This is a genomic window from Agrobacterium sp. GW821-FHT14E08 (assembly GCF_058803865.1).
This window is the reverse complement of sequence record NZ_JBXAPJ010000002.1, coordinates 297,487-323,332: the sequence shown is the minus strand read 5'-3', so window position 1 is coordinate 323,332 and position 25,846 is coordinate 297,487. Positions and strand designations below refer to the sequence as shown.

At 60.0% G+C, this 25,846-nt stretch carries 21 protein-coding genes; 11 read left to right on the top strand and 10 right to left on the bottom strand.

Annotated features, from left to right (window positions below; all coding sequences use genetic code 11):
• Positions 1–69: 69 nt before the first annotated feature.
• On the bottom strand, positions 70–1,095 hold the full coding sequence (locus AC1ROR_RS10295; protein WP_065654439.1) for a LacI family DNA-binding transcriptional regulator: 1,026 nt from the start codon (positions 1,093–1,095) through the stop codon (positions 70–72).
• A 275-nt stretch (positions 1,096–1,370) separates the two neighbouring features.
• Here AC1ROR_RS10295 and AC1ROR_RS10290 point away from each other — a divergent pair, with 275 nt between their 5' ends.
• From AC1ROR_RS10290 to AC1ROR_RS10265, 6 genes are all read left to right on the top strand, one after another.
• Positions 1,371–2,732, top strand: coding sequence for an ABC transporter substrate-binding protein (locus tag AC1ROR_RS10290; protein WP_498589347.1), 1,362 nt, complete (start codon positions 1,371–1,373; stop codon positions 2,730–2,732).
• Positions 2,733–2,836: 104 nt separating this feature from the next.
• Positions 2,837–3,850 carry a carbohydrate ABC transporter permease gene (locus tag AC1ROR_RS10285; protein WP_004432574.1) on the top strand — a complete coding sequence of 338 codons (1,014 nt, stop codon included), beginning with the start codon at positions 2,837–2,839 and terminating at the stop codon, positions 3,848–3,850.
• A 1-nt stretch (position 3,851) separates the two neighbouring features.
• On the top strand, positions 3,852–5,012 hold the full coding sequence (locus AC1ROR_RS10280; RefSeq protein ID WP_498589346.1) for a carbohydrate ABC transporter permease: 1,161 nt from the start codon (positions 3,852–3,854) through the stop codon (positions 5,010–5,012).
• Between the two features lie 37 nt (positions 5,013–5,049).
• A complete protein-coding gene (gene bglA / locus AC1ROR_RS10275) occupies positions 5,050–6,705 on the top strand; it encodes a beta-galactosidase BglA (protein ID WP_498589345.1) in 1,656 nt (551 codons plus the stop codon).
• Positions 6,706–6,725: 20 nt separating this feature from the next.
• A complete protein-coding gene (locus AC1ROR_RS10270; RefSeq protein WP_498589344.1) occupies positions 6,726–7,814 on the top strand; it encodes an ABC transporter ATP-binding protein in 1,089 nt (362 codons plus the stop codon).
• 241 nt (positions 7,815–8,055) lie between these two features.
• On the top strand, positions 8,056–8,412 hold the full coding sequence (locus tag AC1ROR_RS10265) for a hypothetical protein (RefSeq protein WP_035227665.1): 357 nt from the start codon (positions 8,056–8,058) through the stop codon (positions 8,410–8,412).
• A gap of 22 nt (positions 8,413–8,434) precedes the next feature.
• On the opposite strand, the gene AC1ROR_RS10260 is transcribed toward AC1ROR_RS10265, so the two are convergent.
• The 6 genes from AC1ROR_RS10260 to AC1ROR_RS10235 all read right to left on the bottom strand — a co-directional run bounded on the left by AC1ROR_RS10260 (position 8,435) and on the right by AC1ROR_RS10235 (position 17,017).
• Positions 8,435–9,799, bottom strand: coding sequence for a metallophosphoesterase (locus AC1ROR_RS10260; RefSeq protein ID WP_498589343.1), 1,365 nt, complete (start codon positions 9,797–9,799; stop codon positions 8,435–8,437).
• A 216-nt stretch (positions 9,800–10,015) separates the two neighbouring features.
• A complete protein-coding gene (gene edd / locus AC1ROR_RS10255; protein ID WP_020812897.1) occupies positions 10,016–11,836 on the bottom strand; it encodes a phosphogluconate dehydratase in 1,821 nt (606 codons plus the stop codon).
• Between the two features lie 124 nt (positions 11,837–11,960).
• The gene (gene pgl / locus AC1ROR_RS10250) at positions 11,961–12,659 is read right to left on the bottom strand and encodes a 6-phosphogluconolactonase (protein WP_498589342.1); all 699 of its coding nucleotides are present in this window, start codon (positions 12,657–12,659) and stop codon (positions 11,961–11,963) included.
• Positions 12,660–12,669: 10 nt separating this feature from the next.
• The gene (gene zwf / locus AC1ROR_RS10245) at positions 12,670–14,145 is read right to left on the bottom strand and encodes a glucose-6-phosphate dehydrogenase (RefSeq protein WP_035227660.1); all 1,476 of its coding nucleotides are present in this window, start codon (positions 14,143–14,145) and stop codon (positions 12,670–12,672) included.
• Between the two features lie 136 nt (positions 14,146–14,281).
• Positions 14,282–15,568 (bottom strand): NAD(P)/FAD-dependent oxidoreductase, encoded by a 1,287-nt coding sequence (locus tag AC1ROR_RS10240; protein WP_498589341.1) that lies wholly within the window; start codon positions 15,566–15,568, stop codon positions 14,282–14,284.
• A 12-nt stretch (positions 15,569–15,580) separates the two neighbouring features.
• Entirely contained in the window at positions 15,581–17,017 is a 1,437-nt protein-coding gene (locus AC1ROR_RS10235) for a glutamine synthetase family protein (RefSeq protein WP_035227656.1), read from the bottom strand.
• 123 nt (positions 17,018–17,140) lie between these two features.
• Here AC1ROR_RS10235 and AC1ROR_RS10230 point away from each other — a divergent pair, with 123 nt between their 5' ends.
• Positions 17,141–18,325, top strand: a complete 1,185-nt coding sequence (locus tag AC1ROR_RS10230) for a BaiN/RdsA family NAD(P)/FAD-dependent oxidoreductase (protein ID WP_498589340.1) — start codon at positions 17,141–17,143, stop codon at positions 18,323–18,325.
• Between the two features lie 313 nt (positions 18,326–18,638).
• On the opposite strand, the gene AC1ROR_RS10225 is transcribed toward AC1ROR_RS10230, so the two are convergent.
• Positions 18,639–18,986: a hypothetical protein gene (locus AC1ROR_RS10225; RefSeq protein WP_498589339.1), complete on the bottom strand. Its 348-nt coding sequence runs from the start codon at positions 18,984–18,986 to the stop codon at positions 18,639–18,641.
• A gap of 85 nt (positions 18,987–19,071) precedes the next feature.
• Between AC1ROR_RS10225 and AC1ROR_RS10220 the strand changes: the two genes are divergently transcribed.
• Complete coding sequence (locus AC1ROR_RS10220) at positions 19,072–19,944, top strand: LysR family transcriptional regulator (protein ID WP_498589338.1); 873 nt, start codon at positions 19,072–19,074, stop codon at positions 19,942–19,944.
• A 13-nt stretch (positions 19,945–19,957) separates the two neighbouring features.
• Here the strand turns inward: AC1ROR_RS10220 and AC1ROR_RS10215 are convergent, their stop codons facing one another.
• The gene (locus AC1ROR_RS10215) at positions 19,958–20,215 is read right to left on the bottom strand and encodes an SMc00767 family acetate metabolism repressor (protein ID WP_498589337.1); all 258 of its coding nucleotides are present in this window, start codon (positions 20,213–20,215) and stop codon (positions 19,958–19,960) included.
• 84 nt (positions 20,216–20,299) lie between these two features.
• The gene (gene aceA / locus AC1ROR_RS10210) at positions 20,300–21,589 is read right to left on the bottom strand and encodes an isocitrate lyase (RefSeq protein ID WP_035227648.1); all 1,290 of its coding nucleotides are present in this window, start codon (positions 21,587–21,589) and stop codon (positions 20,300–20,302) included.
• Between the two features lie 255 nt (positions 21,590–21,844).
• Between aceA and AC1ROR_RS10205 the strand changes: the two genes are divergently transcribed.
• The 3 genes from AC1ROR_RS10205 to AC1ROR_RS10195 all read left to right on the top strand — a co-directional run bounded on the left by AC1ROR_RS10205 (position 21,845) and on the right by AC1ROR_RS10195 (position 25,842).
• On the top strand, positions 21,845–23,260 hold the full coding sequence (locus tag AC1ROR_RS10205) for a helix-turn-helix domain-containing protein (RefSeq protein WP_498589336.1): 1,416 nt from the start codon (positions 21,845–21,847) through the stop codon (positions 23,258–23,260).
• Between the two features lie 152 nt (positions 23,261–23,412).
• Entirely contained in the window at positions 23,413–24,510 is a 1,098-nt protein-coding gene (locus tag AC1ROR_RS10200) for a polyamine ABC transporter substrate-binding protein (RefSeq protein WP_498589335.1), read from the top strand.
• A gap of 174 nt (positions 24,511–24,684) precedes the next feature.
• Positions 24,685–25,842, top strand: a complete 1,158-nt coding sequence (locus AC1ROR_RS10195; protein ID WP_080833514.1) for an ABC transporter ATP-binding protein — start codon at positions 24,685–24,687, stop codon at positions 25,840–25,842.
• The last annotated feature ends 4 nt before the right edge of the window (positions 25,843–25,846 follow it).

Below are 25,846 nucleotides of genomic sequence, written 5' to 3'. Positions count from 1 at the left end.
CCAAGGACTTGGGCTGGCTGGATACCGGCTCAAGGCCGGTATGACGGCCGGGGAGATGGAGGCCAGCCTTTACGCTTTCGGAGCCGGCCCCGTCGAGGCGCGCACCACCAGTTCCGCCTTCCAGAGTTCCTGATGCGGTTCCGTCTGGTTCAGCTTGATCCGGTTGATCAGGCGCTGGCCCACGCGCACCCCCGCCGCCCGGAGTGATGAGCGGGTGGTGGTGAGCGGCACGGAGAAATTATCCGGCTTCAAAAGCGGCAGCACGTCGTCATGGGCGATCAGCGAAATATCCTTGCCGGGTTTCAGGCCGCGCTGGTTGAGCGAACGGATCGCGCCGAGCGCAAGGGCGGTACTGGCGCAGAGGATGGCGGTCGGCTTTTCCGGGCGTGACAGCAAGGCTTCCATGCCGAGATAACCTTCCTCATCGGTCATGCTGCTGTGCCGCTTGTTGTTCGCATGCAATGTCAGGCCATTTGCCGAAAGCGCCTTTTCGACCCCGAGACAGCGCCGATAGGTGAAATCATAACCCTCCGGGCCATTCAGTAGCCCGATCCGTGTGTGGCCAAGCTGGAGGAGAAGCTGGGTTGCATCGCGAAAAGCGCCCTCATTGTCCACGTCGAGATAGGGATAATCCTCCTCCACGCCGACGGAGCGGCCATGCACGAGGAAGGGCAGGGAGAGCGACTGCATCATCGCGATACGCGGGTCGTTCTTCTTCATATAGGCGAGATAGATGCCATCGACGCTGCCGCTTGCGGCAAGCCCCCGCAGGGCTTCGCGTTCCTTTTCCGGCTCTGTCGGCATGATAACGAGATGAAAGCCGCTACGCGATGCTTCCTCACCGAGACCGCTCAGGAATTCGCCGAAATGCACGTCGGAACGATGGTGTTCGCCAATCGGCATGACAAGCCCGATGGAGCCGACCTTGCCCGTCGCCAGCCGTTGCGCTGCCGCATTCGGGCGATATCCCGTCTTTTCGGCAGCCTCCATCACGCGGCGGCGCGTTTCGGCGCTGACCTCGGGATAGCCGTTGAGCGCCCTGCTGATGGTCGTCTGCGAAATGCCCAGCAGTTGCGACAACTGTTTCAGGTTCATGTCTCTCATTTCCTCCATGCGTGCGCTCTGGAAACGGTAAAACCTCTCCCCAGGCTTCCAAAGCGCTTTAGATTTTTACCAGCCTCCGCCGCTTTTCTCAATCGAAAACGATAGCCGCCTTTCTAAATAAATATGATTATTCACGAGGCGCCGCAACGTTTCCGCAGAAAGAGCCTCTTGACTCCTTCTTGATGACAATGAGATGAATAGGCAGCCAAAGCGCTTTGATTGAACGAGGACGCTTTGAGCCTTTTATGTGATGGGAGGTAAATCACATGCAGAAGACTCTTTTGGCGACGGCTGCTGCAATAGCGCTGCTGTCCGGTGCGGCCTCTGCCGCTGACCTGAAATTCGCGCCCGGCGGTGACGCCAAGTTCAACTGGAAAAGCTACGAGGACTTCAAGACGGCCCATGCCGATCTGAAAGGCCAGACGCTGACGATTTTCGGCCCGTGGCGCGGTGAGGATGAGGCGCTGTTCCAGTCGGTGCTTGCCTATTTCGCCGATGCGACCGGCGTGAACGTCCGTTATTCCTCGTCGGAAAATTACGAGCAGCAGATCGTCATCGATACGCAGGCGGGCTCGCCGCCCAATATCGCCATTCTGCCGCAGCCAGGCCTTCTGGCCGATCTGGCCGCCAAGGGCTTCCTCGTGCCGCTCGGCGACAAGACCGCCGACTGGGTCAAGGAAAATTACGGTGCGGGCCAGTCCTGGGTCGATCTCGGCAGCTACAAGGGCAAGGACGGCAACAAGGCCTATTTCGCCTTCCCCTTCAAGGCGGACGTGAAGTCGCTCGTCTGGTACGTGCCTGAGAACTTCGAAGAAGCGGGCTACAAGGTGCCCGAGAGCATGGAAGACCTGTTTAAGCTGACGGACCAGATCGTTGCCGATGGCGGCACCCCCTGGTGCATCGGTCTCGGCTCCGGCGGCGCCACCGGCTGGCCGGCAACGGACTGGGTGGAAGACCTGATGCTGCGCACGCAGCCGCTCGACGTCTACCAGAAATGGACGACCAACGAGGTCAAGTTCACCGATCCGTCCGTGGTCGAGGCAATCAACGAATTCGGCAAATTCGCCAAGAACGAAAAATATGTCAGCGGCGGCGTCGCGGCCGTGGCCTCCACCGACTTCCGCGACAGCCCCAAGGGCCTCTTCGACATTCCGCCGAAGTGCTACCTGCACCATCAGGCGTCGTTCATTCCGTCCTTCTTCCCGGAAGGCACCAAAGTGGGCACGGATGCGGATTTCTTCTACATGCCGACTTACGCGTCCAAGCCTGATCTCGGCAAGCCGGTTCTAGGTGCTGGCACGCTGGTCACCATCACCAAGGAAGCGCCTGCCGCCAAGGCATTCGTCGAATTCCTGCAGACCCCGATCGCCCATGAGGTCTGGATGGCGCAGTCCAGCTTCCTGACCCCTTATAAGGGTGTGAATGTCGAAACCTATGCCAATGAGCAGATGAAGCGACAGGGCGAAATCCTGACGACCGCGACAAGCTTCGGCTTCGATGGTTCCGACCTCATGCCCGGCAAGATCGGTGCCGGCGCATTCTGGACCGGCATGATCGATTTCGTTGGCGGCAAGTCTGCCGATCAGGTCGCGAGCGATATCCAGAAGGCCTGGGACGGCCTGAAGTAAGATATCGGATCAGGCCCGGCGGTTTGCTGCCGGGCCCTTACCAACGGCGTTGCCCCGAAGACCGCATAAATCGGCGCGGCGCGGAGAGGATCAAGGGAGGGAACATGGCTCAACAACTCGTTTCGGCCATCGGCGTGATGGTGGCGGGGGTCTTTGCCTGCGCTGCCTATTACTGGCTATCCGATAAAGTGCTTCAGGCGATCTTTCCGGTCCGCTCGGGAGACGTGCTGCAGGCATCCCGCAACCTCAATCGCCGCGCCGCGGTCCGGCCCTGGCTGTTCATCGGCCCGGCTTTGATCCTCCTGCTGGTCTATCTGGTCTACCCCGTCATCGCCACGCTGATCCTGTCCTTCTATGACCGGACCGGTAGCGAATTCGTCGGTCTCGCCAATTATCGCTGGGCGTTTTTCGATGCCGGTTTCCGCCAGTCGATCTTCAACAATATTCTCTGGCTCGCCGTCGTGCCGGCCGCCTGCACCTTCTTCGGTCTCGTCATCGCCGTCATGACCGATCGCATCTGGTGGGGCAACATCGCCAAATCCATCGTCTTCATGCCGATGGCGATCTCCTTCGTCGGTGCCTCCGTCATCTGGAAATTCATCTATGAATACCGTGCGGAAGGGCAGGTGCAGATCGGCCTCTTGAACGCCATCGTCGAGTTTTTCGGCGGCAATCCCGAAGTCTGGATTTCCATGCCCTTCTGGAACAATTTCTTCCTGATGATCATCCTCATCTGGATCCAGACCGGTTTCGCCATGGTCATCCTGTCGGCGGCGCTGCGCGGCATCCCGGAAGAAACCATCGAGGCGGCCGTCATCGATGGCGCCAATGGCTGGCAGATCTTCTGGAAGATCATGGTTCCGCAGATCTGGGGCACCATCGCCGTCGTCTGGACGACGATCACCATTCTCGTGCTCAAGGTCTTCGACATCGTGCTGACCATGACCAACGGCCAATGGAACACCATGGTCCTCGCCAACCTGATGTTCGACTGGATGTTCCGCGGCGGTGGCGACAGCGGCCGAAGTGCGGTCATCGCGCTCATCATCATGGCGGCCGTCACCCCCATCATGGTCTGGAACATTCGCCAGGCGAACCGCGAGATGGAGGGCCGCTGAGATGAATATTTTCAAACGCCTTCGCCGTGTCGGCCTGCCGCGCCTCATCGTCCATGCCAGCGTTCTGGTCGTCGTGTTGCTGTGGCTCCTGCCAACCCTCGGCATTCTCGTCAGCTCGCTGCGCGACAAGGACCAGATCACGGTCTCCGGCTGGTGGACGGCCTTCTCCAGTTCCGAACAGACCTCGGCGGTTCGCCTCGCCGATGCTTCCGTGCAGAAGCAGGATGGCAGCCGCTATGTCATATCGGGCAATGTTTTCGAAAGCGGACAGGGCGGCAAGGTTGCGGCCTTCGGCGTTCGCGTACAGGAACCCACGGCGTTCAAAGCCGGCGAGGCGGCCGATATCGGTGACGGCGAAACATTGCTCGTTAATACGGACGGCACCTACGAATATAGCAAGGCCGCGAGCTTTGAAGGCTCTCGCGGCAAGCGCGTTTACATCTCCATCGCGACGCCGCCCGTCTTCACGCTCGACAACTATCGCACGGTCCTGACCTCGGAAGGCATCGGCCAGTCCTTCGTCAACTCGCTGACCGTGGCCGTGCCGGCAACCGTCATCCCGATCCTCATTGCTGCCTTCGCCGCCTATGCGCTGTCATGGATGAGCTTCTCCGGCCGCAATCTGCTGATTGCCATGGTGGTGGGCCTGATCGTCGTGCCGCTGCAAATGTCGCTGATCCCGCTTCTCAGGCTCTATAATGAAATCGGCACCATCTTCGGCGTGCCGTCCAAGACCTATGCCGGCATCTGGCTGGCGCATACCGCCTTCGGCCTGCCGCTCGCCATCTATCTGCTGCGCAACTATATTTCCGGCCTGCCGAAGGAGATCATCGAAAGCGCCCGCGTCGATGGCGCGAGCGATTTCGAAATCTTCGTCAAGATCATTCTGCCGCTCTCTTTTCCGGCGCTCGCCTCCTTCGCCATCTTCCAGTTCCTGTGGACCTGGAACGACCTGCTCGTCGCCATGGTGTTCCTCGGCACGCAGAAGGACGAGCTGGTGCTGACCGGCGCGCTCAATGCGCTGCTCGGTTCGCGTGGCGGCAATTGGGAAATCCTCACCGCCTCGGCCTTTGTCACCATCATCGTGCCGCTCTGCGTCTTCTTTGCTCTTCAACGTTATCTCGTGCGTGGCCTGCTCGCAGGCTCCGTCAAGGGAGGCTGATCATTCCATGAACGCCCATACCAGACAGGACACTTCCATGACCGCTTCGGTGACTTCCGCTTTGACGCCCAACAAGGACTGGTGGCGCGGCGCTGTTATCTATCAGATTTACCCGCGCTCCTATCAGGACTCCAATGGCGACGGCATTGGCGACCTCAAGGGCATAACCGACCGCCTGGCGCATATCGCCAATCTGGGTGCTGATGCGATCTGGATTTCGCCCTTCTTCACCTCGCCGATGAAGGATTTCGGTTACGACGTCTCGAATTATATCGATGTCGATCCAATGTTCGGCACGCTTGCCGATTTCGACGGGCTGATTGCGGAGGCCCATCGCCTCGGTATCCGGGTCATGATCGACCTCGTCATGTCGCACACGTCGGACCAGCATCCGTGGTTCGTGGAAAGCCGCGCCAGCCGCAGTAATCCGAAATCGAACTGGTATGTCTGGTCGGACAGCAAGCCGGACGGCACGCCGCCCAATAACTGGCTGTCGATCTTCGGCGGTTCCGCCTGGCAGTGGGATCCGACCCGCATGCAATATTACATGCACAACTTCCTGACCTCGCAGCCGGACCTCAACCTGCATAATCCGGAAGTTCAGGAAGAGCTGCTGAACATCACCCGCTTCTGGCTGAAGCGCGGCGTCGATGGTTTCCGCCTCGATACCATCAATTTCTATTTCCATGACCTTGAGCTGCGCGACAACCCGGCGCTGGCGCCGGAGCGCCGCAATGCCTCCACCGCTCCGGCGGTCAACCCTTACAATTTCCAGGAACATCTCTACGACAAGAACCGCCCGGAAAACATCGCCTTCCTGAAGCGCTTCCGCGCGGTGCTGGACGAGTTTCCGGATATCGCCGCCGTGGGAGAAGTGGGTGATAGCCAGCGTGGTCTCGAAATCGTCGGCGAATATACCTCCGGCGATGACAAGATGCAGATGTGCTATGCCTTCGAATTCCTCGCCCCCGATGCGCTCACACCGCAGCGCGTCGCCGATGTGCAGGCGGATTTTGCGAAAGCCGCGCCGGAAGGCTGGGCCTGCTGGGCTTTCTCCAACCACGATGTCGTGCGCCATGTCAGCCGCTGGGGTGAGCATGTCGAGGACAAGGACGCCTTCGCCAAGGTACTTTCGGCACTGCTGATGACACAGCGCGGCTCCGTCTGCATCTATGAGGGCGAGGAGCTCGGCCTCACCGAAGCGGATATTGCTTTCGAAGATTTGCAGGATCCCTACGGCATCCAGTTCTGGCCGGAATTCAAGGGCCGCGACGGTTGCCGCACGCCGATGGTGTGGGATGCCGGTCATGCACAGGCGGGCTTCTCGACGTCGGAAAAGACGTGGCTGCCCATTCCGGCCGATCACAAGCAACGCGCCGTCAGCGCCCAGGAGGGCAACGAGGCCTCGGTGCTTGAGCATTATCGTCGATTCCTGAGCTTCCGCAAAAAGCACCCCGCTTTTGCCAAGGGCGGCATCGAATTCCAGCCGGTAGAGGGCGAGGTGCTGAGCTATACCCGCACGCTCGGCAACGAAACCGTGCTTTGCCTCTTCAATCTGTCCGCAACGCCGGCAAAGGCCACGCTGCCGGAAGGGAACTGGGAGGTTCTCGAAGGCCACGGCTTTGCAGGCGGTCTTGAAGGCAGAAGCGTAGAACTTCCGGCATGGGGCGCATTCTTCGCCCGTTACGCCTGACAGATGAGGGAGGAACACCCATGACAAGTCTCGTTCTCAAGGATATCCGCAAATCATACGGGCAGGTGAAGGTCCTGCACGGCATCGATCTGCAGATCGAACAGGGCGAATTCATCGTTTTCGTCGGCCCCTCTGGCTGCGGAAAATCGACGCTGCTGCGCATGATCGCCGGTCTGGAGGAAATCACCGGCGGCGAGATGTATATTGACGGCCAGCTCGTCAATGAAATCCCGCCCTCGCGGCGGGGTATTGCCATGGTGTTCCAATCCTATGCGCTTTATCCGCATATGACGGTTTACGACAACATGGCCTTCGGCATGAAGATCGCGAAAGAGAGCAAGCAGGAGATCGACCGCCGCGTTCGCGCCGCCGCCGAAATCCTGCAACTGACGCAATATCTGGAGCGACTGCCCAAGGCGCTCTCTGGCGGCCAGCGCCAGCGTGTCGCCATCGGCCGCGCCATCTGCCGCAATCCGAAAGTCTTCCTGTTTGATGAGCCCTTGTCGAACCTCGATGCGGCGCTGCGTGTCGCCACCCGCATCGAGATCGCCAAACTCAACGAGCAGATGGCTGATACCACGATGATCTACGTCACCCACGACCAGGTGGAGGCGATGACGCTGGCGGACCGTATCGTCGTTCTGAATGCCGGTCGTGTGGAGCAGGTGGGTGCGCCGCTCGAACTTTACGAAAGGCCGGCCAATCTCTTTGTGGCGCGCTTCATCGGCTCGCCCGCCATGAACATCATCGCTGCAAAGATCACCGGAACCGGCGAACGGACCTCCATCGAACTTGCCGGCGGCAAGGCGCTCGCGGTTTATGTTCCCACGCCCGCAACCGAAAAGGGCAAGGCGGCAAGCTTCGGTGTGCGGCCGGAAGATCTGAGCATCGTCACCGGGGACGATTATCTTTTCGAGGGAAAAGTCGCGATCGTCGAGGCGCTCGGCGAAGTGACGCTACTTTATCTCGAAGCGCCCAAGGGGCAGGAACCGATCATCGTCAAAGTGCCGGGCATCGTTTCCGTCGGCAAGGGCGAAACCCTACGTTTTGCCGCACCGCAGGAAAAGCTTCATCTCTTCGACGCCGAGGGCAAGACCTATCGCAGGTAATTGCCATCGATAACGAAACCAAGCCCCGGAAAGCCTTTGTTCCGGGGTTTCCTCTGGCCTTTTTTGCCGCTGTGGAAAAACGTTGAAAATGTCCCGCTTCCGCTCTGTTTAAGCCTGCGCTGATATGAATTGTTAAAGACTATGGCCTAGTTTCTATCCATTGATAGAGCATGGGAGTCCGGGCGTGCAGAGCAGTGCGGGTGTCATCAGGAATAACTACCTGAGCAAGGAAGAATCCTTCATGTACGACCGCGAAAGCCGGTTTCGCATGGAAGATACCATGAATGCGGCGCGCATCGAATATACTGAAAAGGCCGTCATGCACATGGCGGCGCGGCGCTGCGACGTCATCCGCATTTCCCAGACGGAAGCCGTGCTGGCGCTGATAACGAAATACAATCTGCCCAACCAGTTCTATCTCGATATTCCCGACGCCCGTATCAGCAAAATCGGCTGCGTTCTGTTGCGCGTCAACGCGAACAACACCATCCACGTCCGCTTCCTGCGCATGCTGACGCAGAAGGAACTGGACCGCATCTTCGTGTTCAGCACGCATCCGGCGCATAGGGACCGGAAGCTGGATATCCGGTCGTTCTAAAATCAGATGATCGGCGACGGTCTTAAGAAAGCCCGCCCAGAACCGTCTGCTTCAGCTTCACATCAGGCACCTCAGTGAACGCAAGGTCGCTACGGCCGAAATAGGATTTCTGGTTGGTGGCGGACCAGTCGTTGCAGACCAGCTTGTAGCGCTCTTTCACTTCCGGCTTTTCCGGCATGGCGTAGAGATAGTCGCCGGTGCGCGCGGCGAGCGGAATGTCGCCGTCCTGATTGCAGCGCTTGAGGATTTGGGCGAGAGCCTCGCCATCGACTTCCGCCACCATCAGCTTGCCGTCGAAACGCAGCGAGGCGTTGAAATCGTAACGCCGAATATCGCCCTCGGGCAGGCCGGCGCCAAACGAAGTGTGGCCGACGAAGCCGACATCCGCGCCGGTTTTTGCGGCGATGAGCTGCGCCACGTGGCGGCCCGCCTCATCGACGGTCATTGCCTTCGCCGATTTTCCGACGATTGCCTTTTCTTCGGCCGTGAGGTGCTTTTCGAGTGTCTGTTCGATCAGGGTCTTGAGAGCGGGGGAGGCGGGAGCGCTGCGATCGATCGCGACGGTCTCTATGGCCGCAGCCTTTCCGGGAGCCGCAATCGTCGCCACCGTCATGGAGGTGCACCATGAGCCGGTATGGACATAGCGGGTAGCGCCCTGTTCGTGCACGAAGTTCAGATGATCATGGCCACCAACCAGCAGGGTGCCATCCGGCAGCAGCGGCAGTATATCGCGGTCGGCGACGACGCCGGCATGGCTGAGAATGATGTTGATCGCATCCGGTTTGACGATCCCAGGCAGATTGGCCTTCGCCCATTCGACCGGCTGCGGAATATCGAGCACCTCGCGTGTGGCCTTCGGATAGGTGTTGATCGCATTGGTGGCGAGACCAGCCACGACGACCTTCCGTCCGCCGACGCTTACTTCGGCGCTGGCCGCCGCATAGGGTTTGCTGTTGCGCTTGTCGATGATGTTGGAAAGCACGGTGATGCCGAGCGCCTGCGCGCGGCTGACGAAATTGGCGAGATCATTGTCGATATCGGGCTCATGATTGCCGATATTGACGACGGTGGGGGCGAGTTTTGCGAGGGCTGCCAGGAAGGTCCATTCGATTTCGCCGGCCGAACGCGCGGCCACGGCGTTGCCGATCTCGAACAGGTCGCCGTTCAGCAAGATGATATGGGGCGCCTTGTCGGCGGCGATGCGTGTTTCAACGGCCGCGAGAAGCTGGCCGATGCGCTCATAGGCCGAATGCAGGTCGGAGATGACGATTGCACGCAGCGCCACGCCCTGCGCCATCGCTGGCTTTGCAGCCACCATCAGCGGCAACAGGGCGGTGCCCGCCATAAGCTTCAGCACATCGCGGCGTTTGCTCGAGAAAATCGTCATGTCAGGCCCCATCATCCGAAACTGCACCGCCGTCCTGCGGCCGGCTGAGAAGGCCCTAAAGGGCGATTATCACAGCCGCATGACAAGTCTGACGTTTAAGGCATGGGAAATAAAGCGGTTTCTGCGCCAGCTCTCGGCGATGAGTGGTGCATTCAGGCGATGCCGCAAAGTGGGGTTGAAAGGCGAAAGCCGCACCCGGCCTTCGCCCATCAAAAATCAATGGAACAGGACGCTGGCGCCCTGATCGGCTGGACCGGCATTGCGGCGGAAGGGGGCGAAAAGCTCGCGGCCCATGCCCCATTCATTGCCGGAAAGATCGGCGCGCGCCGGTTCGCGTTTCGCCAGTTCAGCGGCCGAAACGAGCACTTCCAGCGTGCCTGAGATTGCGTCCAGACGGATGATGTCGCCATCGCGGATAAGCGAGATCGGGCCGCAATCGGAAGCTTCCGGCGTGACATGGATGGCGGCCGGCACCTTGCCGGAAGCGCCGGACATGCGCCCGTCGGTCACCAGGGCCACCTTGAAGCCGCGATCCTGCAGCACGCCGAGCGGCGGCGTCAGGCGGTGCAGCTCAGGCATGCCATTGGCCTTCGGCCCCTGGAAGCGGACGACGGCGATGAAGTCGCGGTTGAGCTTGCCATCCTTGAACGCGTCCTGAAGCTCCTGCTGGTCGTGGAACACGATAGCCGGCGCTTCGATGATGTGGCGTTCCGGCTTGACGGCGGAAATCTTGATAACCGATTTGCCGAGATTGCCCGTCAGCATCTTCAGTCCGCCGGTCGGCTGGAACGGGGTCTCGATGCTGGAAAGCACCTTCGGATCGTGGCTTTGCTCGGGCGAGGGCTGGCGGGTGACGGCGCCCTTTTCATCGAGCTTCGCATCCACGGTATAAGCTGAGAGGCCCTGTCCGAAGACGGTGCGCACATCATCATGCACGAAGCCCTGTTTCAAAAGCTGCTTGATAAGGAAGCCCATGCCGCCGGCGGCGTGGAAGTGGTTCACATCGGCAAGACCGTTGGGGTAAACGCGGGCGAGCAGCGGCACGATGTCGGAAAGATCGGAAATATCCTGCCAGGTGAGGATGATACCGGCGGCGCGCGCCATGGCGATCAGATGCATGGTGTGGTTGGTGGAACCACCCGTCGCATGCAGGCCGACGACGCCGTTGACGACGGATCTTTCATCGATCATCTCGCCTGCCGGCGTGAATTCATTGCCCTGCGCGGTAATCGCCAGCGCCCGCTTCGTTGCCTCGCGCGTCAGCGCATCGCGCAGCGGCGTGCCGGGATTGATGAAGGAGGAACCGGGCATGTGGAAACCCATGATTTCCATCAGCATCTGGTTGGAATTGGCGGTGCCGTAGAAGGTGCAGGTGCCGGGGCCGTGATAGGATTTGGATTCCGCTTCCAGGAGTTCGGCGCGGCCGACCTTGCCTTCGGCATAAAGCTGGCGGATGCGGGATTTCTCGTCATTCGGCAGGCCGGATGTCATCGGGCCGGCGGGAACGAAGACGGCGGGCAGATGGCCGAAGGCGAGGGCGGCAATGACGAGACCGGGTACGATCTTGTCGCAGACACCGAGATAGACGGCGGCGTCGAACATGTTGTGCGACAGGCCGATGCCGGCCGCCATGGCGATGGCGTCGCGGGAAAACAGCGAAAGTTCCATGCCGGGCTGGCCTTGCGTCACGCCATCGCACATGGCGGGAACCGCGCCTGCCACCTGCGCTATGCCGCCCGCTTCTTTGGCCGCATCGCGGATGATCGCCGGGAAAGTCTCATAGGGCTGGTGCGCCGAGAGCATGTCGTTATAGGCGGTGATGATGCCGAGATTGGGAACCCGGTCGCCGGCAAGGATGTCCTTGTCGGCGGGGGAACAGACCGCAAATCCATGCGCGAGATTGCCGCAGGAAAGCACGGAGCGGTGAACGCCTTTTGAGACCTGCAGCCGCAGCCGCTCGAGATAGGTCTCGCGGTAAGGCTTGGAACGTTCGACGATGCGGGCGGTGATGGCCTGAATGCGGGAATCGGCGGACATGGGCGTTCATCCTGTTCGTTGGTCGGCAACCGGCGTTCCGGGAGGTGAACGGCCGGTTGTCGTGTTTCGGTATTCATGTCTTCGGGGCGCTTTCGCAGGCCGCGGAGGCGGCAACCGCGTTGGCTTATGGCGCCCAGTATATATCCACGGGCGTTTCAGCGCGATTCAGCACGGCGCGGATCGGCATTTCATCCTCATCCTCGCCCGACTGTGCTTTTTCCAGCGTCGCCTTCTTGGCAGCACCTTCGATATGCAGCACCAGAAACTCGGCATCGTGCAGGCTGGAGAAGTTGAAGGTCAACCGCTCCTCTCCCGCATTCTCCGCCGCCATGGTCAAAACGCCGCGCGGTTCATCGAGGTCCAGCGCTTCGTAGAGATTGTCTCCACCGGGGAAAAACGATGCCGTGTGGCCATCCGTTCCCATGCCGAGAATGACGACATCGAAGGGATCGCAGATCGCCTCGGTCTTGACGGTCGCAAGCGTCGCGGCGTCTTCCGGCGAGGCCGCCGGTTGGAACAACGGCACGAAATAGGCCGACTTCGCCTTGTCCTGCAAAAGGTTCTCGGCAACGAGGCGGTGGTTCGAACGGTCGCTTTCCGGCGGCACGAAACGCTCGTCCACCAGCGTCACGCTGATATTGGGCCAGTCGAGATCGTGTTTGGAAAGCGCCTGAAAGAACAGCTTCGGTGTCGAACCGCCGGAGACGGCAATGCTTGCCGCGCCGCGATTCTTCGTTGCCGCATCAAGGCGTTTTGCAACCTCCGCCGAAAGAGCGGTTGCCAGTTCGGCGGCGGTGTCGAAGACGTGGATCGTTTCGCTCATCGCCAGGCCCTCAATCGGCATCGTGCCAGGTGCGGCCGTCGCGCTCGATCAGCGCAATGGAACCGCTCGGGCCCCAGGTTCCGGCAGTGTAACCCTGCACGCCCTGCGCCAGATCTTCCCAGCTCTTGAGAATGGGATCGACCCAATCCCACGCCGCTTCCACTTCGTCGCGGCGCATGAACAGCGTCTGGTTGGAGCGGATCGTGTCCATCAACAGCCGCTCATAGGCATCCGGGCTGCGCACGTTGAAGGCTTCGGCAAAGCTCATGTCCAGCGAGACCTGACGCAGACGCATGCCGCCCGGGCCGGGGTCCTTGATGAGGAGCGACTGCTTGACGCCTTCGTCCGGCTGCAGGCGGATGACCAGCTTGTTGGCCTCAATCTTGCCGGCCGCATCGTCGAAGATCGAATGCGGGATCTGCTTGAAGGTGACGACGATTTCCGAAACGCGGGTCGCGAGGCGTTTTCCGGTGCGGATGTAGAAGGGAACGCCGGCCCAGCGCCAGTTGGCGATTTCAGCCTTGATGGCGACGAAGGTTTCGGTGTTGGAAACGCCGCCTTCCAGCTCTTCCAGATAGCCCTTGACCGGGCCGCCTGCGGAAGCGCCGGCGCGATACTGGCCGCGAACCGTCTGCTTTTCGACATTGCTGGTGTCGATCGGCTTCAGCGAGCGCAGAACCTTGAGCTTTTCATCACGCACGGCTTCCGCATTCATGGATGCGGGCGGCTCCATGGCGACAAGGCAAAGCAGCTGCAGGATATGGTTCTGCACCATGTCGCGCAGTGCGCCGGCCTTGTCGTAATAACCGGCGCGGCCTTCAAGACCGACCGCTTCTGCAACCGTGATCTGCACATGGTCGATATGGGCGGAATTCCACAGCGGCTCATAAAGCGCATTGGCGAAACGCAGCGCCATCAGGTTCTGCACTGTCTCCTTGCCGAGATAGTGGTCGATACGGAAGATCTGCTCTTCCTTGAAGACGTGGCCGATGGTGTCGTTGAGTTCCTGCGCGGAAGCCAGATCGCGGCCGATCGGCTTTTCAACCACGATGCGGGTCGAGCGGGTGATGAGCTTGTGCTCGCGGATCTTGTCGGCAATATCGCCGAAAATGCCCGGGGCGACGGCCAGATAAAAGGCGCGCACGCGCTCCTTGCCCTCGTCCAGCAGCTTCTTCAGCACGTCCCAGCCATTGCTGCCCTTGGCATCAACAGGCACGTAGAAAAGCCTGTTCAGGAACACTGCAACCTGCGCATCGTCGTATTCGCCGGCCTTCAGGTGCTCCTTCAGCGCGTCCTGCGCGAATTTGCGATATTCCTCGTGGCTCATGACCGAACGCGACGCGCCGATGATGCGTGTCGGCTCCGTGAACTGGCCTTCGACCTGGCGGTGATAAAGCGCCGGCAGAAGCTTGCGCTCGGCAAGATCGCCCGTGCCGCCGAAAACGACACAATCAAAAGGTTCAACAGGAATGATCTGACTGCTCATATCGATTCTCTCGATCTTCAAAGGTTGGGGCATCAATAATCTAATCGATTTAAAAATGCCAGACTCAGTTATGTGAAATTATGAATTTTGGTGTCGCCCGGCCGTTTCGTTTCGGTAACTGGCTGTAAACATTATCCTAAAACCTATCCCGCAACGCGTACCAAGAGAGCGCCAGAAATAGCAGCGGCGCGCGCAGCGACGCCCCGCCGGGGAAGGCGGGCACCTTCAACTGCGCGAAGGGCGCCAGCATGTCCTTTTTGCCGAGAACGAGATCGGCATAGAGCTTGCCGCAATAATTCGACAGCATCACCCCATGGCCGGAATAACCGCCGATGGAGGTGACGCCCGGCATGACCTCGCGCACGAAGACTTTTCGCGGCAGGGTAATGCCGACGGAGCCGCCCCAGGAATGGGTAATTTCGACGGCTTTCAGCTCGGGATAGATTTCGGCGATCTGCCGGCGGATATGGCTGGAAATGTCACGCGGTGTATCGGCCGTATAGGCTTCGCGCCCGCCGAACAGCAGGCGGTTGTCGGCTGTCTTGCGGAAATAGCGCACCACGAAGCGGGAGTCGGCAACAGCTTCCTTGCCGGGAATGATGTCGGGATAGGCGTCGAGCGGTGCGGTGGCGCCGATAAAGGACCGGATGGGCATGATATGGGCCGCCGTCACCGGTTCCAGATTGCCGATATAGGCATTGGTCGCGATCAGCACCCGCGTCGCGGTGATCGTGCCCGAGGGTGTTTCGATGATTGTCTTGCCGCCCGCCTGGCGAATGGATTGCGCCGGCGTCATTTCGTAAATGCCGGCACCCGCATCTTTCGCCGCTTTTGCCAGCCCGACCAGCAGTTTCAGCGGATGGATATGGCCGGTGCCGGTATCGCGCGTGCCGCCGAAATAATGGGTAGACCCCACACGTTTGCGCGCTTCTCCGCGTTCCATGTAGGAAATATGCGGATAGCCATAACGATTATTCATCGCATCGACGCTTCTGCGATAATCGTCCTCATAGGCAGCCTTGTGCGCCACATAGAGCTGCCCCGGCAGATATTCCATGTCGATGCCACGGCGGCTGGCGAAGTCGCGCACATAATTCTTGGCGTCCTCGGCAATATCGAACAAAAGCTTTGATTGCTCGAAGCCGATCTCGCCTTCCATCTCGTCCGGAAAGGAGCGCTGCCCAGTGCCGAATTGCCCGCCATTGCGGCCGGAAGCGCCATCGCCGAAGCGATGCGCTTCGATCAGGGTGACGGAGACACCGTTTTCGGCGAGGTTACAGGCGGCCTGGAGGCCGGTATAACCGCCGCCGATAATGGCGACATCCGCTTCTCTCGATCCGTCGAGGGCGGGATAGTCCGGCCGCTCGCCGACTGTTGCCTGATACCAGGAAATTCCCGGCGCAATCGGGCTTTGCCATGTCATGCTGCGAACCCCTTACACGTTGAGAAGCAGGAATTCCCGCTCCCAGGGGCTGATGACCTGCATGAAGGTCTCGAACTCTCCACGTTTCAGGCCGGCATAGAGGCCGACGAATTCATGGCCGAACACCCGGTCGAACTGCTCTTCGCCTTCCAGCAACGCGACCGCCTCAAGGAGACCACGCGGCAGGTCGATGGAGCCTTCATTGGCCGTATCGGCGGTGGGTTCTGTCGGCTCGATATTGTTGACGATGCCGAGCCAGCCGCAGCCGAGCGAAGCGGCAAGCGCGAGGTAAGGATTGGCGTCGGAGCTCGGCAGGCGGTTTTCGACGCGCCGCGCCTGCGGGCCGGAAATCGGCACGCGGAAGGCGGTCGTGCGGTTGTCGTAACCCCAGGCATTGTTGACCGGGCAGGCCATGTCGGGCGTCAGGCGGCGATAGGAATTCACATAGGGCGCGAGCATGACGAGCGCGTTCGGCACATAACGCTGCATGCCGCCCACGAAAGCGAAGAACTCCTTGGAAGGGCCGCCATCCTTGTTCGAGAAAATATTGCGGCCGCTGTCGATCTCCACCACCGACTGGTGGATATGCATGGCCGAACCCGGCTGGCCCTGCATCGGCTTGGCCATGAAGGTGGCGTAGATGCCGTGTTTCAGCGCCGCTTCACGAATGGTGCGCTTGAACAGGAATACCTGGTCGGCAAGTTCGATCGGATCGCCATGGCGCAGGTTGATTTCCAGCTGCGCCGGGCCTTCCTCGTGGATCAGCGTATCGATCTCGAGGCCCTGCTTTTCGGAGAAGTGATAGATGTCGTCGATCAGCTCGTCGAATTCGTTGATGCCGGCGATGGAATAGCTCTGCCCGCCGACGATGGAGCGGCCTGACCGGCCCTTCGGCGGATGCAGGGGATAGTCCGGGTCGTCATTCATGGCGACGAGGTAAAATTCGATTTCCGGCGCGACAACCGGCTTCCAGCCCTTTTCGGTATAGAGCGACAGCACGTTTTTCAGCACGTTGCGCGGCGTATAGGGAACGAAATTACCCTCGGCATCCACGACGTCGCAGATCACCTGCGCGGTCGGGTCGCTCTCCCACGGCACGACGGAGAGGGTGGAGAGATCGGGCACCAGCTTCAGATCGCTGTCGCGCGGCTCATAGCGGAAGTTTGCGGTCTCGTCAGGATATTCGCCTGATATCGTATGGCGGTAGAGCGCGGATGGCAAGGCAAGCGAGGTATCCCCCGTAAACTTCGCCGTCGGCATCATCTTGCCGCGCGCAACGCCGGCAAGATCGGGGGTGATGCATTCTATGTCCTCGATACCGCGCGCCCTCAACCATTGCGCGGCTTCGCGCCAGGAGGAAACGCCACGGGTGGAGGAAAGGTCGAGGGGAGGTGTCTTTGCCATGGTTGCCTGTTTCTTCGGGCGGAGCATGGTTTTCTTCGGGGGCATGTATCACCGGGTCTGTGTTTCGACTGGCGCCATCATAACCGGAGTTTGGCAATTGGCGAGGGGGAAAGCGCCATTGACAAGCGGCGGCACTTCGAAAAGAGGAGAGGAAACGGATCGGATGGAATGATGACAGAGAAATGTGACGTGCTGATTTTGGGGGCGGGCGCCGCCGGCATGATGTGCGCCGTCCGCGCCGGCCAGCGCGGCCGCTCCGTCGTCATTCTAGACCATGCGAAAGCGCCGGGCGAAAAGATCCGCATCTCCGGCGGCGGCCGCTGCAACTTCACCAATATCCATGCCGGGCCGAAGAATTATATCTCCGCCAACCCGCATTTTGCCAAATCCGCACTCGCTCGCTACACACCGCGCGATTTCATCGCTCTTGTCGAAAAACATCGCATCGCCTGGCATGAAAAAACGCTCGGCCAGCTTTTTTGCGATGACAGCGCCAAGGAAATCATCCGTATGCTGCTTGGCGAAATGCAGGCGGTGAATGCGAAGCTGCGGCTCGAAACTTCAGTTTCAGCCGTCACCCATGATGGCGCCCGTTTTCGCGTCACGACATCCGGCGGCGTCATCGAGGCGGAAAGCCTCATTGTGGCGACGGGCGGCAAATCGATCCCGAAAATGGGGGCGACCGGTTTTGCCTATCAGATCGCCGAACAATTCGGCCTCAAACTCATCGAGACTCGTCCGGGCCTCGTGCCGCTGACGCTTGATCCCGCCTCGTTGGAAAAACTGAGCCCGCTTGCCGGTGTGGCGGTTCCAGCCGAGGTCTATCACGGCAAGACCTCGTTTGAGGAAGCGCTGCTCTTCACCCATCGCGGCTTGAGCGGCCCTTCCATCCTGCAAATCTCCTCCTGCTGGCGTGAAGGCGATGCCATCCGCCTGAAGCTCGAGCCGCATCGCGATATAGCTGCGCTGCTGAAGCAGGCGAAACAGAAGAACGGTCGCCAGTCGCCCCAGACGGCCCTGTCGGAAATCCTGCCGAAGCGTCTTGCCCAATACGTCGTCGAACAATCCGGCCTCACCGGCCATCTGGCGGATATGTCCGACAAGGCTTTGGCAAATCTGGCGGGCGAGGTACAGGACTGGCAGATCAAGCCCGCCGGTTCGGAAGGTTATCGCACGGCGGAGGTCACGCTCGGCGGCGTGGACACGACCGGCCTCGATTCCCGCAGCATGGCGGCGAAATCCTTGCCCGGCCTCTATTTCATCGGCGAATGCGTTGATGTGACCGGCTGGCTCGGCGGGTATAATTTCCAGTGGGCCTGGGCGTCCGGGCAGGCGGCCGGCGAATTCGCGTGATACGGTCTCGGACTGTTGAAGTATTCTCTCTTCCGTCATTCCGGCCTTGAGCCGGAATCCAGTAACGGCGCGCCTGCGCCCTGAAGAGCCTCTTGCGATCAAGGACTTGATCGCGCCGTCACCCCGGATCTAGTCCGGGGTGACGGCGTGCGGATGCGGCCTGTTCGCCGACTTCATTTCCAGTTAGTAGAGTTTGTGGTTCTGCCGCGCCCTTTAACATTCTGTTAACGGGCGCGGAGTCATCCTGAGTGAATGCCAGCAAAGCCGGGGTACTCAAGTGATCCCGCTGCACATGATGTCCTGCTGGAGGCCCTCAACAGGGCATGGGTCGGTTGAGTTTTTCGTCAGGAACCCGCGCATGAACAGATTTGCACATCGCCGCCCTCGCGCCATTGCCATCGCTCGCACTGACAACGAGAGCCGACAACTGGCCTTTCGCCTGAGCCTCATCGCCGCCGGTGCTCTGGCAGCCCTGATCGCCCTCTTTTACTGATCGGCAGCCCTTCGCTTTTATCAAGCTGATGAGCGCGCTGAAAAGCCGCCATGGCTGAGACGCCTCGGCCATATCAGTATAAAATTTCTCTTCCTGCAAAACGGCTTCGCGCCGTGTGCGCGGCTGCTGGTTTTCGATGATGGCCCGGGCTGCAAAAATCGCGTGCATGTCGCTCTCCTTCTAATGCGGAGGGCCATGATGCGCGCCGTTTTTTGATTTATCTGCGCAAGAAAATGCGCTACGTTTTTCACCAATGAAAAACGTCACCTGGGATTCCTACCAGCTTTTCCTTGATGTGTCACGCAGCGGCGGTCTGACGGGTGCCGCGGCGCTGACGGGCTTGAGTCCCGCGACTGTGGGGCGGCGCATGGTCGAGCTGGAGGAGCGTATCGGCAAGGCGCTGTTCCAGCGCAGCCAGACGGGATACGCGCTGACGGCGGATGGCCGCACGCTGTTTGATCGACTTCAGGCGATGGAGAATGCGGCAAGGGACATCGAGGGATGGCAGAAGGCGTCGTCGGCCTCGTCTGTGGTGCGTATTGCCGTCGGCACCTGGAACGCCTGGCTACTGACCGGGAATTTTTCCGCCATCTGCACGGATCGCGACGATTTCCGCATCGATCTTTTCATTGCCGAACAGAGGGCGTCTCTGGCCCATCGCGAAAATGATATCGGCATTCGCGCTTTCGAACCGCAGGAAAAGAACCTTGCCGCCGTCAGGACGGGGGAGGTGGCCTATGCGCCCTACAGGCTGCGCAACGCCGCCACTACCGTTGCTGATCGGTGGCTGGCGGTGGCGGAGGAAAACGCTATTTCAACCTATCTGCGCTGGCCGCATGAAAATCGTAACAACGAGATCGTGGTAACGGTGAACCGGCCGACGGCGCTTCTCGACCTGGTGTTGGCCGGGGCGGGGGTCGCCGTGCTTCCCTGTTTCGTGGGCGATGCCGATGCGCGCCTCGTTCGGGAAGGTGACGAGCTGGAGAGCCTTCGCCACAATCAATGGATCGTCATGAACAATGACGATCGCCACCGCCGTGATATCAGGACGGTGGCGGATCGGATGACCCGTCTGATCAAGAGCCATTCCGATCTCTATGCCGGGCGCAAAAGCCGCCCGGCATAGAGAGAAGGCCGTTTCAGGCGGCGGCACTTCCCTGCGCGACGATGACCGGGATCAGAAGATCGCCCCAGTTGCCGCCGCCCCCATGGTGACGGGCCGAGCGGACCAACTCGACGGAAACGCCGGCCTCGACGGCTTTCATGACGGCCTGGTTAAGGCGGTGCAGATCGTTGGCCAGCATGCGGATGGCGGCCTGCTGATCCTGCGTCATGGCGGAGGACTGTTCCTCGGCGCGTTCCTTGACGTGGGTCTTGATGGGGTTATGGGCAATCATGGCATTTCTCCTCTCATTATTGGTTGGGGTTCTTGATCCGGTTTGCAAGCCCTTCCCGTCACCGGGAAGGGCAGTTTTTCGATTTTATTCGGCCGCCGGGCGGAACTGGTCGTGCTCGGTGGATTCCTTCATGGCGGTGGTCGAAGACGTGCCGCCGGAAATGGCGAGCGAAACGGCGTCGAAATAGCCGGTGCCGACTTCGCGCTGGTGCTTGGTGGCGGTGTAACCATTGGCCTCGGCCGCGAATTCCGCTTCCTGAAGCTCGGAATAGGCCGCCATCTGCCGATCCTTGTAACCACGCGCCAGTTCGAACATGCCGAAATTCAGCTGGTGGAAACCGGCCAGCGTAATGAACTGGAACTTGTAGCCCATCGCACCCAGCTCGCGCTGGAACTTGGCAATCGTTGCGTCATCGAGGTTCTTTTTCCAGTTGAACGACGGCGAGCAATTGTAAGCAAGCTTCTTGCCCGGATGCACCTTGTGCACACCTTCCGCAAACCTGCGCGCCTGCTCGAGATCCGGCTTTGATGTCTCGCACCAGATCAGGTCGCAATAGGGCGCATAGGCAACGGCGCGGGCGATGCAGGGCTCAAGACCGTTCTTGACCTGATAGAAACCCTCGACGGTGCGGCCGGCATCGTAATCCACGAAGGGCTGGTCGCGCTCATCGATGTCGGAGGTCAGGAGCTTCGCGGCCTCCGCATCCGTGCGGGCGATAACCAGCGTCGGCACACCCATAACGTCAGCCGCAAGCCGCGCCGCCGTCAGATTGCGGATATGCGCCGCCGTCGGGATCAGAACCTTGCCGCCGAGATGGCCGCATTTCTTTTCCGATGCCAGCTGGTCTTCATAATGAACACCCGCCGCACCTGCCTCGATAAAGGCCTTCATGATTTCGAAGGCGTTGAGCGGTCCGCCGAAACCGGCCTCCGCATCGGCAACGATCGGCGCGAACCAGGTGTCGACCGAAAGGCCCTTGCCTTCCGCCGTCTCGATCTGGTCGGCGCGCTGCAGGGTGCGGTTGATACGCTTTGCAAGCTCCGGCGCGGCATTGGCCGGATAAAGCGACTGGTCCGGATACATGGCCGATGCCGTATTGGCATCCGCAGCAACCTGCCAGCCGGAGAGATAGATCGCCTTCAGCCCGGCGCGAACCATCTGCATGGCCTGGTTGCCGGAAAGCGCGCCGAGCGCGTTTACGAAGTTTTCCTCGTTGATCAGCTTCCACAGCCGGTTCGCGCCCATCTCGGCCAGCGAATGGCGGATTTCGACGGAGCCGCGCAGCCGTTCCACGTCGGCGGCGGTGTAGGTGCGCTCGATGCCGTCGAAACGTCCCTGCGGTGCGCCCGGAACAAGTTTGTAAAAATCCGTCATACTTCTCTCTCCCATGGTAAATGCGGTTTCTATAACAGGCCGTCTTCAACATCATTTGGCGCCGTTTGATGTGACTACATTTACATTTTTCGAGATTTGAGTGCCAGAACAAACATAAAAACAGTGACTTGAAAGAGGTTATCCTGTAGAGTGCGTGACAGGGTGGAGATGTAAAATTGTAAATTTTGTAAAAGTCCTGCACCCCGCGAATTTGTAACAGATTTGTATGAGTCGCAGGCGCGGGGAGGCGAGGCGGTGTCGGAAAACAAGATTTTTGCAGGCCCGCGCGTGCGCCGCATTCGCAACGGTCTTGGGTTGACGCAGACGGCCATGGCCGAGGCGCTGGCGATTTCGCCGTCCTATCTCAATCTCATAGAGCGCAACCAGCGACCCCTGACGGTGCAGCTGCTTTTGAAGCTGGCCTCCGTCTACAAGGTCGATCTGGATGACCTGCAGGGCGAAAGCGCCGGTTCCGCCGGGCAGCTGCGCGAGGTCTTTGCCGATCCGCTGCTGGTCGGTGAGGTGCCGTCACCGCAGGAACTGATCGAGGTGGCCGATGCCGCGCCCAATGCGGCAAGCGGTGTCCTCAAGCTTTATCGGGCCTATAGGGAACAGGCGCAGCGCCTTTCCGACCTCTCCGATCTTCTGGCGCGGGAAGGGCATGAGACGGCGCTCTCCTCCACCCGCCTGCCGATCGACGAGGTGCGACATGTCTTTGAAAACCGGCCGGCCTATTTCCATGCCATCGATGCGGCGGCGGAAGAACTCCACAAACACTTATCGGCAGGAGACGATCTCGCCTCCGGCCTTCGTGCATGGCTTCAGAAAAACCACGGCATCGTGGTCCGCACCCTGCCGGTTCATGCCATGCCGAATCTCAGGCGGCGTTATGACCGCCATTCGATGCGGCTGTTTTTATCCGAACGCCTGTCGCAGCCTGACCAATTGCGGGAAATGGCCATGGAGACCTGTCTTCTGGCGCTTCGCGAAGAAATCGGCACGGAGCTCGAAGGGCTTGGCCTGAAAGGGGAGGAGGCGAGGCGCATCGCCCGCTTCGAGCTGGCGCGCTACGCCGCCCATGCGTTGATGATGCCCTATGGCGCATTCCTCAGCGCCGCCCAGCGTGCCAGATATGACCTTGATGTCCTGCGCTCGCGTTTCAACGTTTCTTTCGAACAGGCAGCCAACCGTCTTGTCAGCCTGCAACGGCCGTCAGCCGCGGCGATCCCGTTTTTCCTGATGGAGATCGACAATGCCGGCAACCGTTTCCGTCTTGCCGGGGCCAGTGGTTTTCCAAGGGCGCGGTTCGGCGGCCTCTGTCCGCGTCTGAACATCCATGCCGCTTTTGGCCAGCCGGGACAGGTGCTGGTGGAAGCGGTGGAGATGCCGGATGGCGACGCTTTCCTGACCGTTTCGCGCACGCTGGAAGGTCCGCAGGCGGGTTTCGGTGAAAGGGTGAGGCGCACGGCGGTGCTTCTCGGCTGCGATCTCGCTCAGGCCGGAGAGACGGTCTATGGCGGCGCCGCTTCGGGTGCCGCGCCCGTCGCCGTCGGCCCCTCATGCCGGCTGTGCGAAAGGCAGGGCTGTCTGTCGCGGGCCGAAGCACCGCTCACAAGGCCGCTCGGGCTTGATGAAATGGTGACCGGCCTCAGTGTTTTCGACTTCCAGTAGGTGTTTCCATTCGCTTTTTCCCGGCCGGAACACATTTGGTTGAAAATGCTGTGCTGCACATTTCCCGCTTGCTCCCTTCTGTTTTCCTTTCTAGTCTCTCCCAAAAAAGGGGATCACGCTCCCGTCGTGAGGATGCGTAAACAGGAGACATCATGAAAAAGCGTTCGCTCCGTCTGACCTTGGCTCTCACCACTGCGCTCGTTGCGGCAGGCTCGGCAATGGCCCAGGAGAAGGTCGTCCACGTCTATAACTGGTCGGATTATATCGACGAATCGGTCCTTACGGATTTCACGAAGGAAACCGGCATCAAGGTCGTTTACGACGTGTTCGACAGCAACGAACTCGTGGAAACCAAGCTTCTGGCCGGTAGCTCCGGTTATGACGTGGTGGTGCCGACCGGCCCTTTCCTTGCCCGCCAGATCAATGCCGGCGTGTTCCAGAAGCTCGACAAGTCCAAGTTGCCGAATCTGAAGAACATGTGGCCTGAGGTCTCCGAGCGTCTGGCCAAATACGACCCCGGCAACGAATATGCCGTGAACTACATGTGGGGCACCACCGGCATCGGTTACAACGTCGCCAAGGTAAAGGCCGCTCTCGGCGATGTTCCGGTCGATAGCTGGGATATTCTCTTCAAGCCGGAAAATGCCGAAAAGCTGAAATCCTGCGGCATCAATATTCTCGATGCGTCGGACGAAACCTTCGCCATCGCCATGAATTATCTCGGCAAGAACCCCGACAGCAAGGAAACGGCCGATCTGGAAGCCGGCGGCGAGGTCTATTCGAAGATCCGTCCTTACGTGAAGACGTTCAATTCCTCCGCCTATATCGACGAACTGGCGAATGGCGACAGCTGCATCACCATCGGCTGGTCGGGTGACATCCTCCAGGCCAAGACCCGTGCCGAGGAAGCCAAGAACGGCGTCGAGGTGAATTACGTCATTCCGAAGGAAGGCACCTATATGTGGTTCGACAACCTTGCCATCCCGGCGGATGCCAAGAATGTCGAGGAAGCTCACGCCTTCATCAACTATCTGATGCGGCCGGAAGTCATCGCCAAGGCATCGAACTATGTTCAATATGCCAATGGCAACCTTGCCTCGCAGGCGCTGATGGACGAGTCCGTTTCCAAGAATCCCGCCGTTTATCCCGATGCCGAGACGATGAAGAAGCTCTTCACCATCTCGCCTTACGGACCGAAGGAACAGCGTGTTTTGAACCGCGTCTGGACGCAGATAAAGACCGGCAGCTGACACCGCAGTCCGCTGGTTGAGAAACGGCCGGCGGGCCTGTTTCTCTGATGCTTTTGCCGGCAGGTCACTTCACCTGCCGGCGTTGCCCGCCCCAGGCATCCGACCGAAAAATATAAGCGGTTTTCGGTCCGATGCTCAAATCGACAAGACCAACGGGATTTGAGGGTAGGGTGCATGGCGAAAACTCTGGGGCCGGTCAAACGTAAATTCAGCCCGTGGGACAACCCCGATGCGGTGCCCTTCATCCGTTTTGAAAACGTCACCAAGCGTTTCGGCGATTTTGTCGCCGTCAACAATCTGACGCTCGATATTTACGAGCGCGAGTTCTTTTCGCTGCTCGGCCCTTCCGGCTGCGGCAAGACCACGCTGATGCGCATGCTGGCCGGTTTCGAGGAGCCGACCGAGGGCCGTATCCTGCTTCAGGGCAAGGATATTTCCGGCGTGCCGCCCTATAAGCGTCCCACCAACATGATGTTCCAGTCCTATGCGCTTTTCCCGCATATGTCGGTGGAAAAGAACATCGCCTTCGGTCTCGAACAGGACGGCCTGCCAAAAGCGGAAATCGCTTCCCGCGTCGAGGAGATGCTGCGGCTCGTCAAACTCAGTGAATTCGCCAAACGCAAGCCCAGCCAGCTTTCCGGCGGTCAGCGGCAGCGTGTGGCGCTCGCCCGGTCGCTTGCTAAGCGGCCGAAGGTGCTTCTTCTCGATGAGCCGCTCGGTGCGCTCGACAAGAAGCTGCGTGAGGAAACGCAATTCGAGCTGATGGACATTCAGACCAATCTCGGCCTCACCTTCCTGATCGTCACGCACGATCAGGAAGAGGCGATGACGGTGTCAGACCGGATTGCGGTGATGGACAAGGGCAATGTCGTGCAGGTGGCGACGCCGGCCGAGATTTACGAAGCGCCGAACACCCGCTACGTGGCTGACTTCATCGGTGACATCAATATTTTCGACGCCAGGGTTGTCGCCAACGCCTCGGATGTCGGCAAACCCGGTCTGGTGACGCTTGATTGCGACGGGCTGAAGGTTGCGGTGGAGCAGGAATGTGCTGCCGCAAACGGTAGTCAGGTGGCTTACGCCATCCGCCCGGAAAAAGTCCGCATCTCGCTCGACCAGCCCGCCGACAGCAGCGTCAATTCCGCCTATGGCGAGGTCTGGGATATCGGTTATCTCGGCGACTTCTCGGTCTTCATCGTCAAGCTTGCCGATGGCCGTGTCATCCGTGCCGCGCAGGCGAATGTCTCGCGTCTCGTCGACCGCCCGATCACCTTCGGCGATATGGTGTGGCTGAACTGGAAACCGGATTCAGGTCTTGTCCTGACACGCTGAGGGA

Coding starts and splice junctions, on each gene's coding strand:
- AC1ROR_RS10295 (WP_065654439.1), bottom strand. CDS start 1,095: ATGAACCTGAAACAGTTGTCGCAACTGCTGGGCATTTCGCAGACGACC.
- AC1ROR_RS10290 (WP_498589347.1), top strand. CDS start 1,371: ATGCAGAAGACTCTTTTGGCGACGGCTGCTGCAATAGCGCTGCTGTCC.
- AC1ROR_RS10285 (WP_004432574.1), top strand. CDS start 2,837: ATGGCTCAACAACTCGTTTCGGCCATCGGCGTGATGGTGGCGGGGGTC.
- AC1ROR_RS10280 (WP_498589346.1), top strand. CDS start 3,852: ATGAATATTTTCAAACGCCTTCGCCGTGTCGGCCTGCCGCGCCTCATC.
- bglA (WP_498589345.1), top strand. CDS start 5,050: ATGACCGCTTCGGTGACTTCCGCTTTGACGCCCAACAAGGACTGGTGG.
- AC1ROR_RS10270 (WP_498589344.1), top strand. CDS start 6,726: ATGACAAGTCTCGTTCTCAAGGATATCCGCAAATCATACGGGCAGGTG.
- AC1ROR_RS10265 (WP_035227665.1), top strand. CDS start 8,056: ATGTACGACCGCGAAAGCCGGTTTCGCATGGAAGATACCATGAATGCG.
- AC1ROR_RS10260 (WP_498589343.1), bottom strand. CDS start 9,799: ATGACGATTTTCTCGAGCAAACGCCGCGATGTGCTGAAGCTTATGGCG.
- edd (WP_020812897.1), bottom strand. CDS start 11,836: ATGTCCGCCGATTCCCGCATTCAGGCCATCACCGCCCGCATCGTCGAA.
- pgl (WP_498589342.1), bottom strand. CDS start 12,659: ATGAGCGAAACGATCCACGTCTTCGACACCGCCGCCGAACTGGCAACC.
- zwf (WP_035227660.1), bottom strand. CDS start 14,145: ATGAGCAGTCAGATCATTCCTGTTGAACCTTTTGATTGTGTCGTTTTC.
- AC1ROR_RS10240 (WP_498589341.1), bottom strand. CDS start 15,568: ATGACATGGCAAAGCCCGATTGCGCCGGGAATTTCCTGGTATCAGGCA.
- AC1ROR_RS10235 (WP_035227656.1), bottom strand. CDS start 17,017: ATGCCCCCGAAGAAAACCATGCTCCGCCCGAAGAAACAGGCAACCATG.
- AC1ROR_RS10230 (WP_498589340.1), top strand. CDS start 17,141: ATGATGACAGAGAAATGTGACGTGCTGATTTTGGGGGCGGGCGCCGCC.
- AC1ROR_RS10225 (WP_498589339.1), bottom strand. CDS start 18,986: ATGCACGCGATTTTTGCAGCCCGGGCCATCATCGAAAACCAGCAGCCG.
- AC1ROR_RS10220 (WP_498589338.1), top strand. CDS start 19,072: ATGAAAAACGTCACCTGGGATTCCTACCAGCTTTTCCTTGATGTGTCA.
- AC1ROR_RS10215 (WP_498589337.1), bottom strand. CDS start 20,215: ATGATTGCCCATAACCCCATCAAGACCCACGTCAAGGAACGCGCCGAG.
- aceA (WP_035227648.1), bottom strand. CDS start 21,589: ATGACGGATTTTTACAAACTTGTTCCGGGCGCACCGCAGGGACGTTTC.
- AC1ROR_RS10200 (WP_498589335.1), top strand. CDS start 23,413: ATGAAAAAGCGTTCGCTCCGTCTGACCTTGGCTCTCACCACTGCGCTC.
- AC1ROR_RS10195 (WP_080833514.1), top strand. CDS start 24,685: ATGGCGAAAACTCTGGGGCCGGTCAAACGTAAATTCAGCCCGTGGGAC.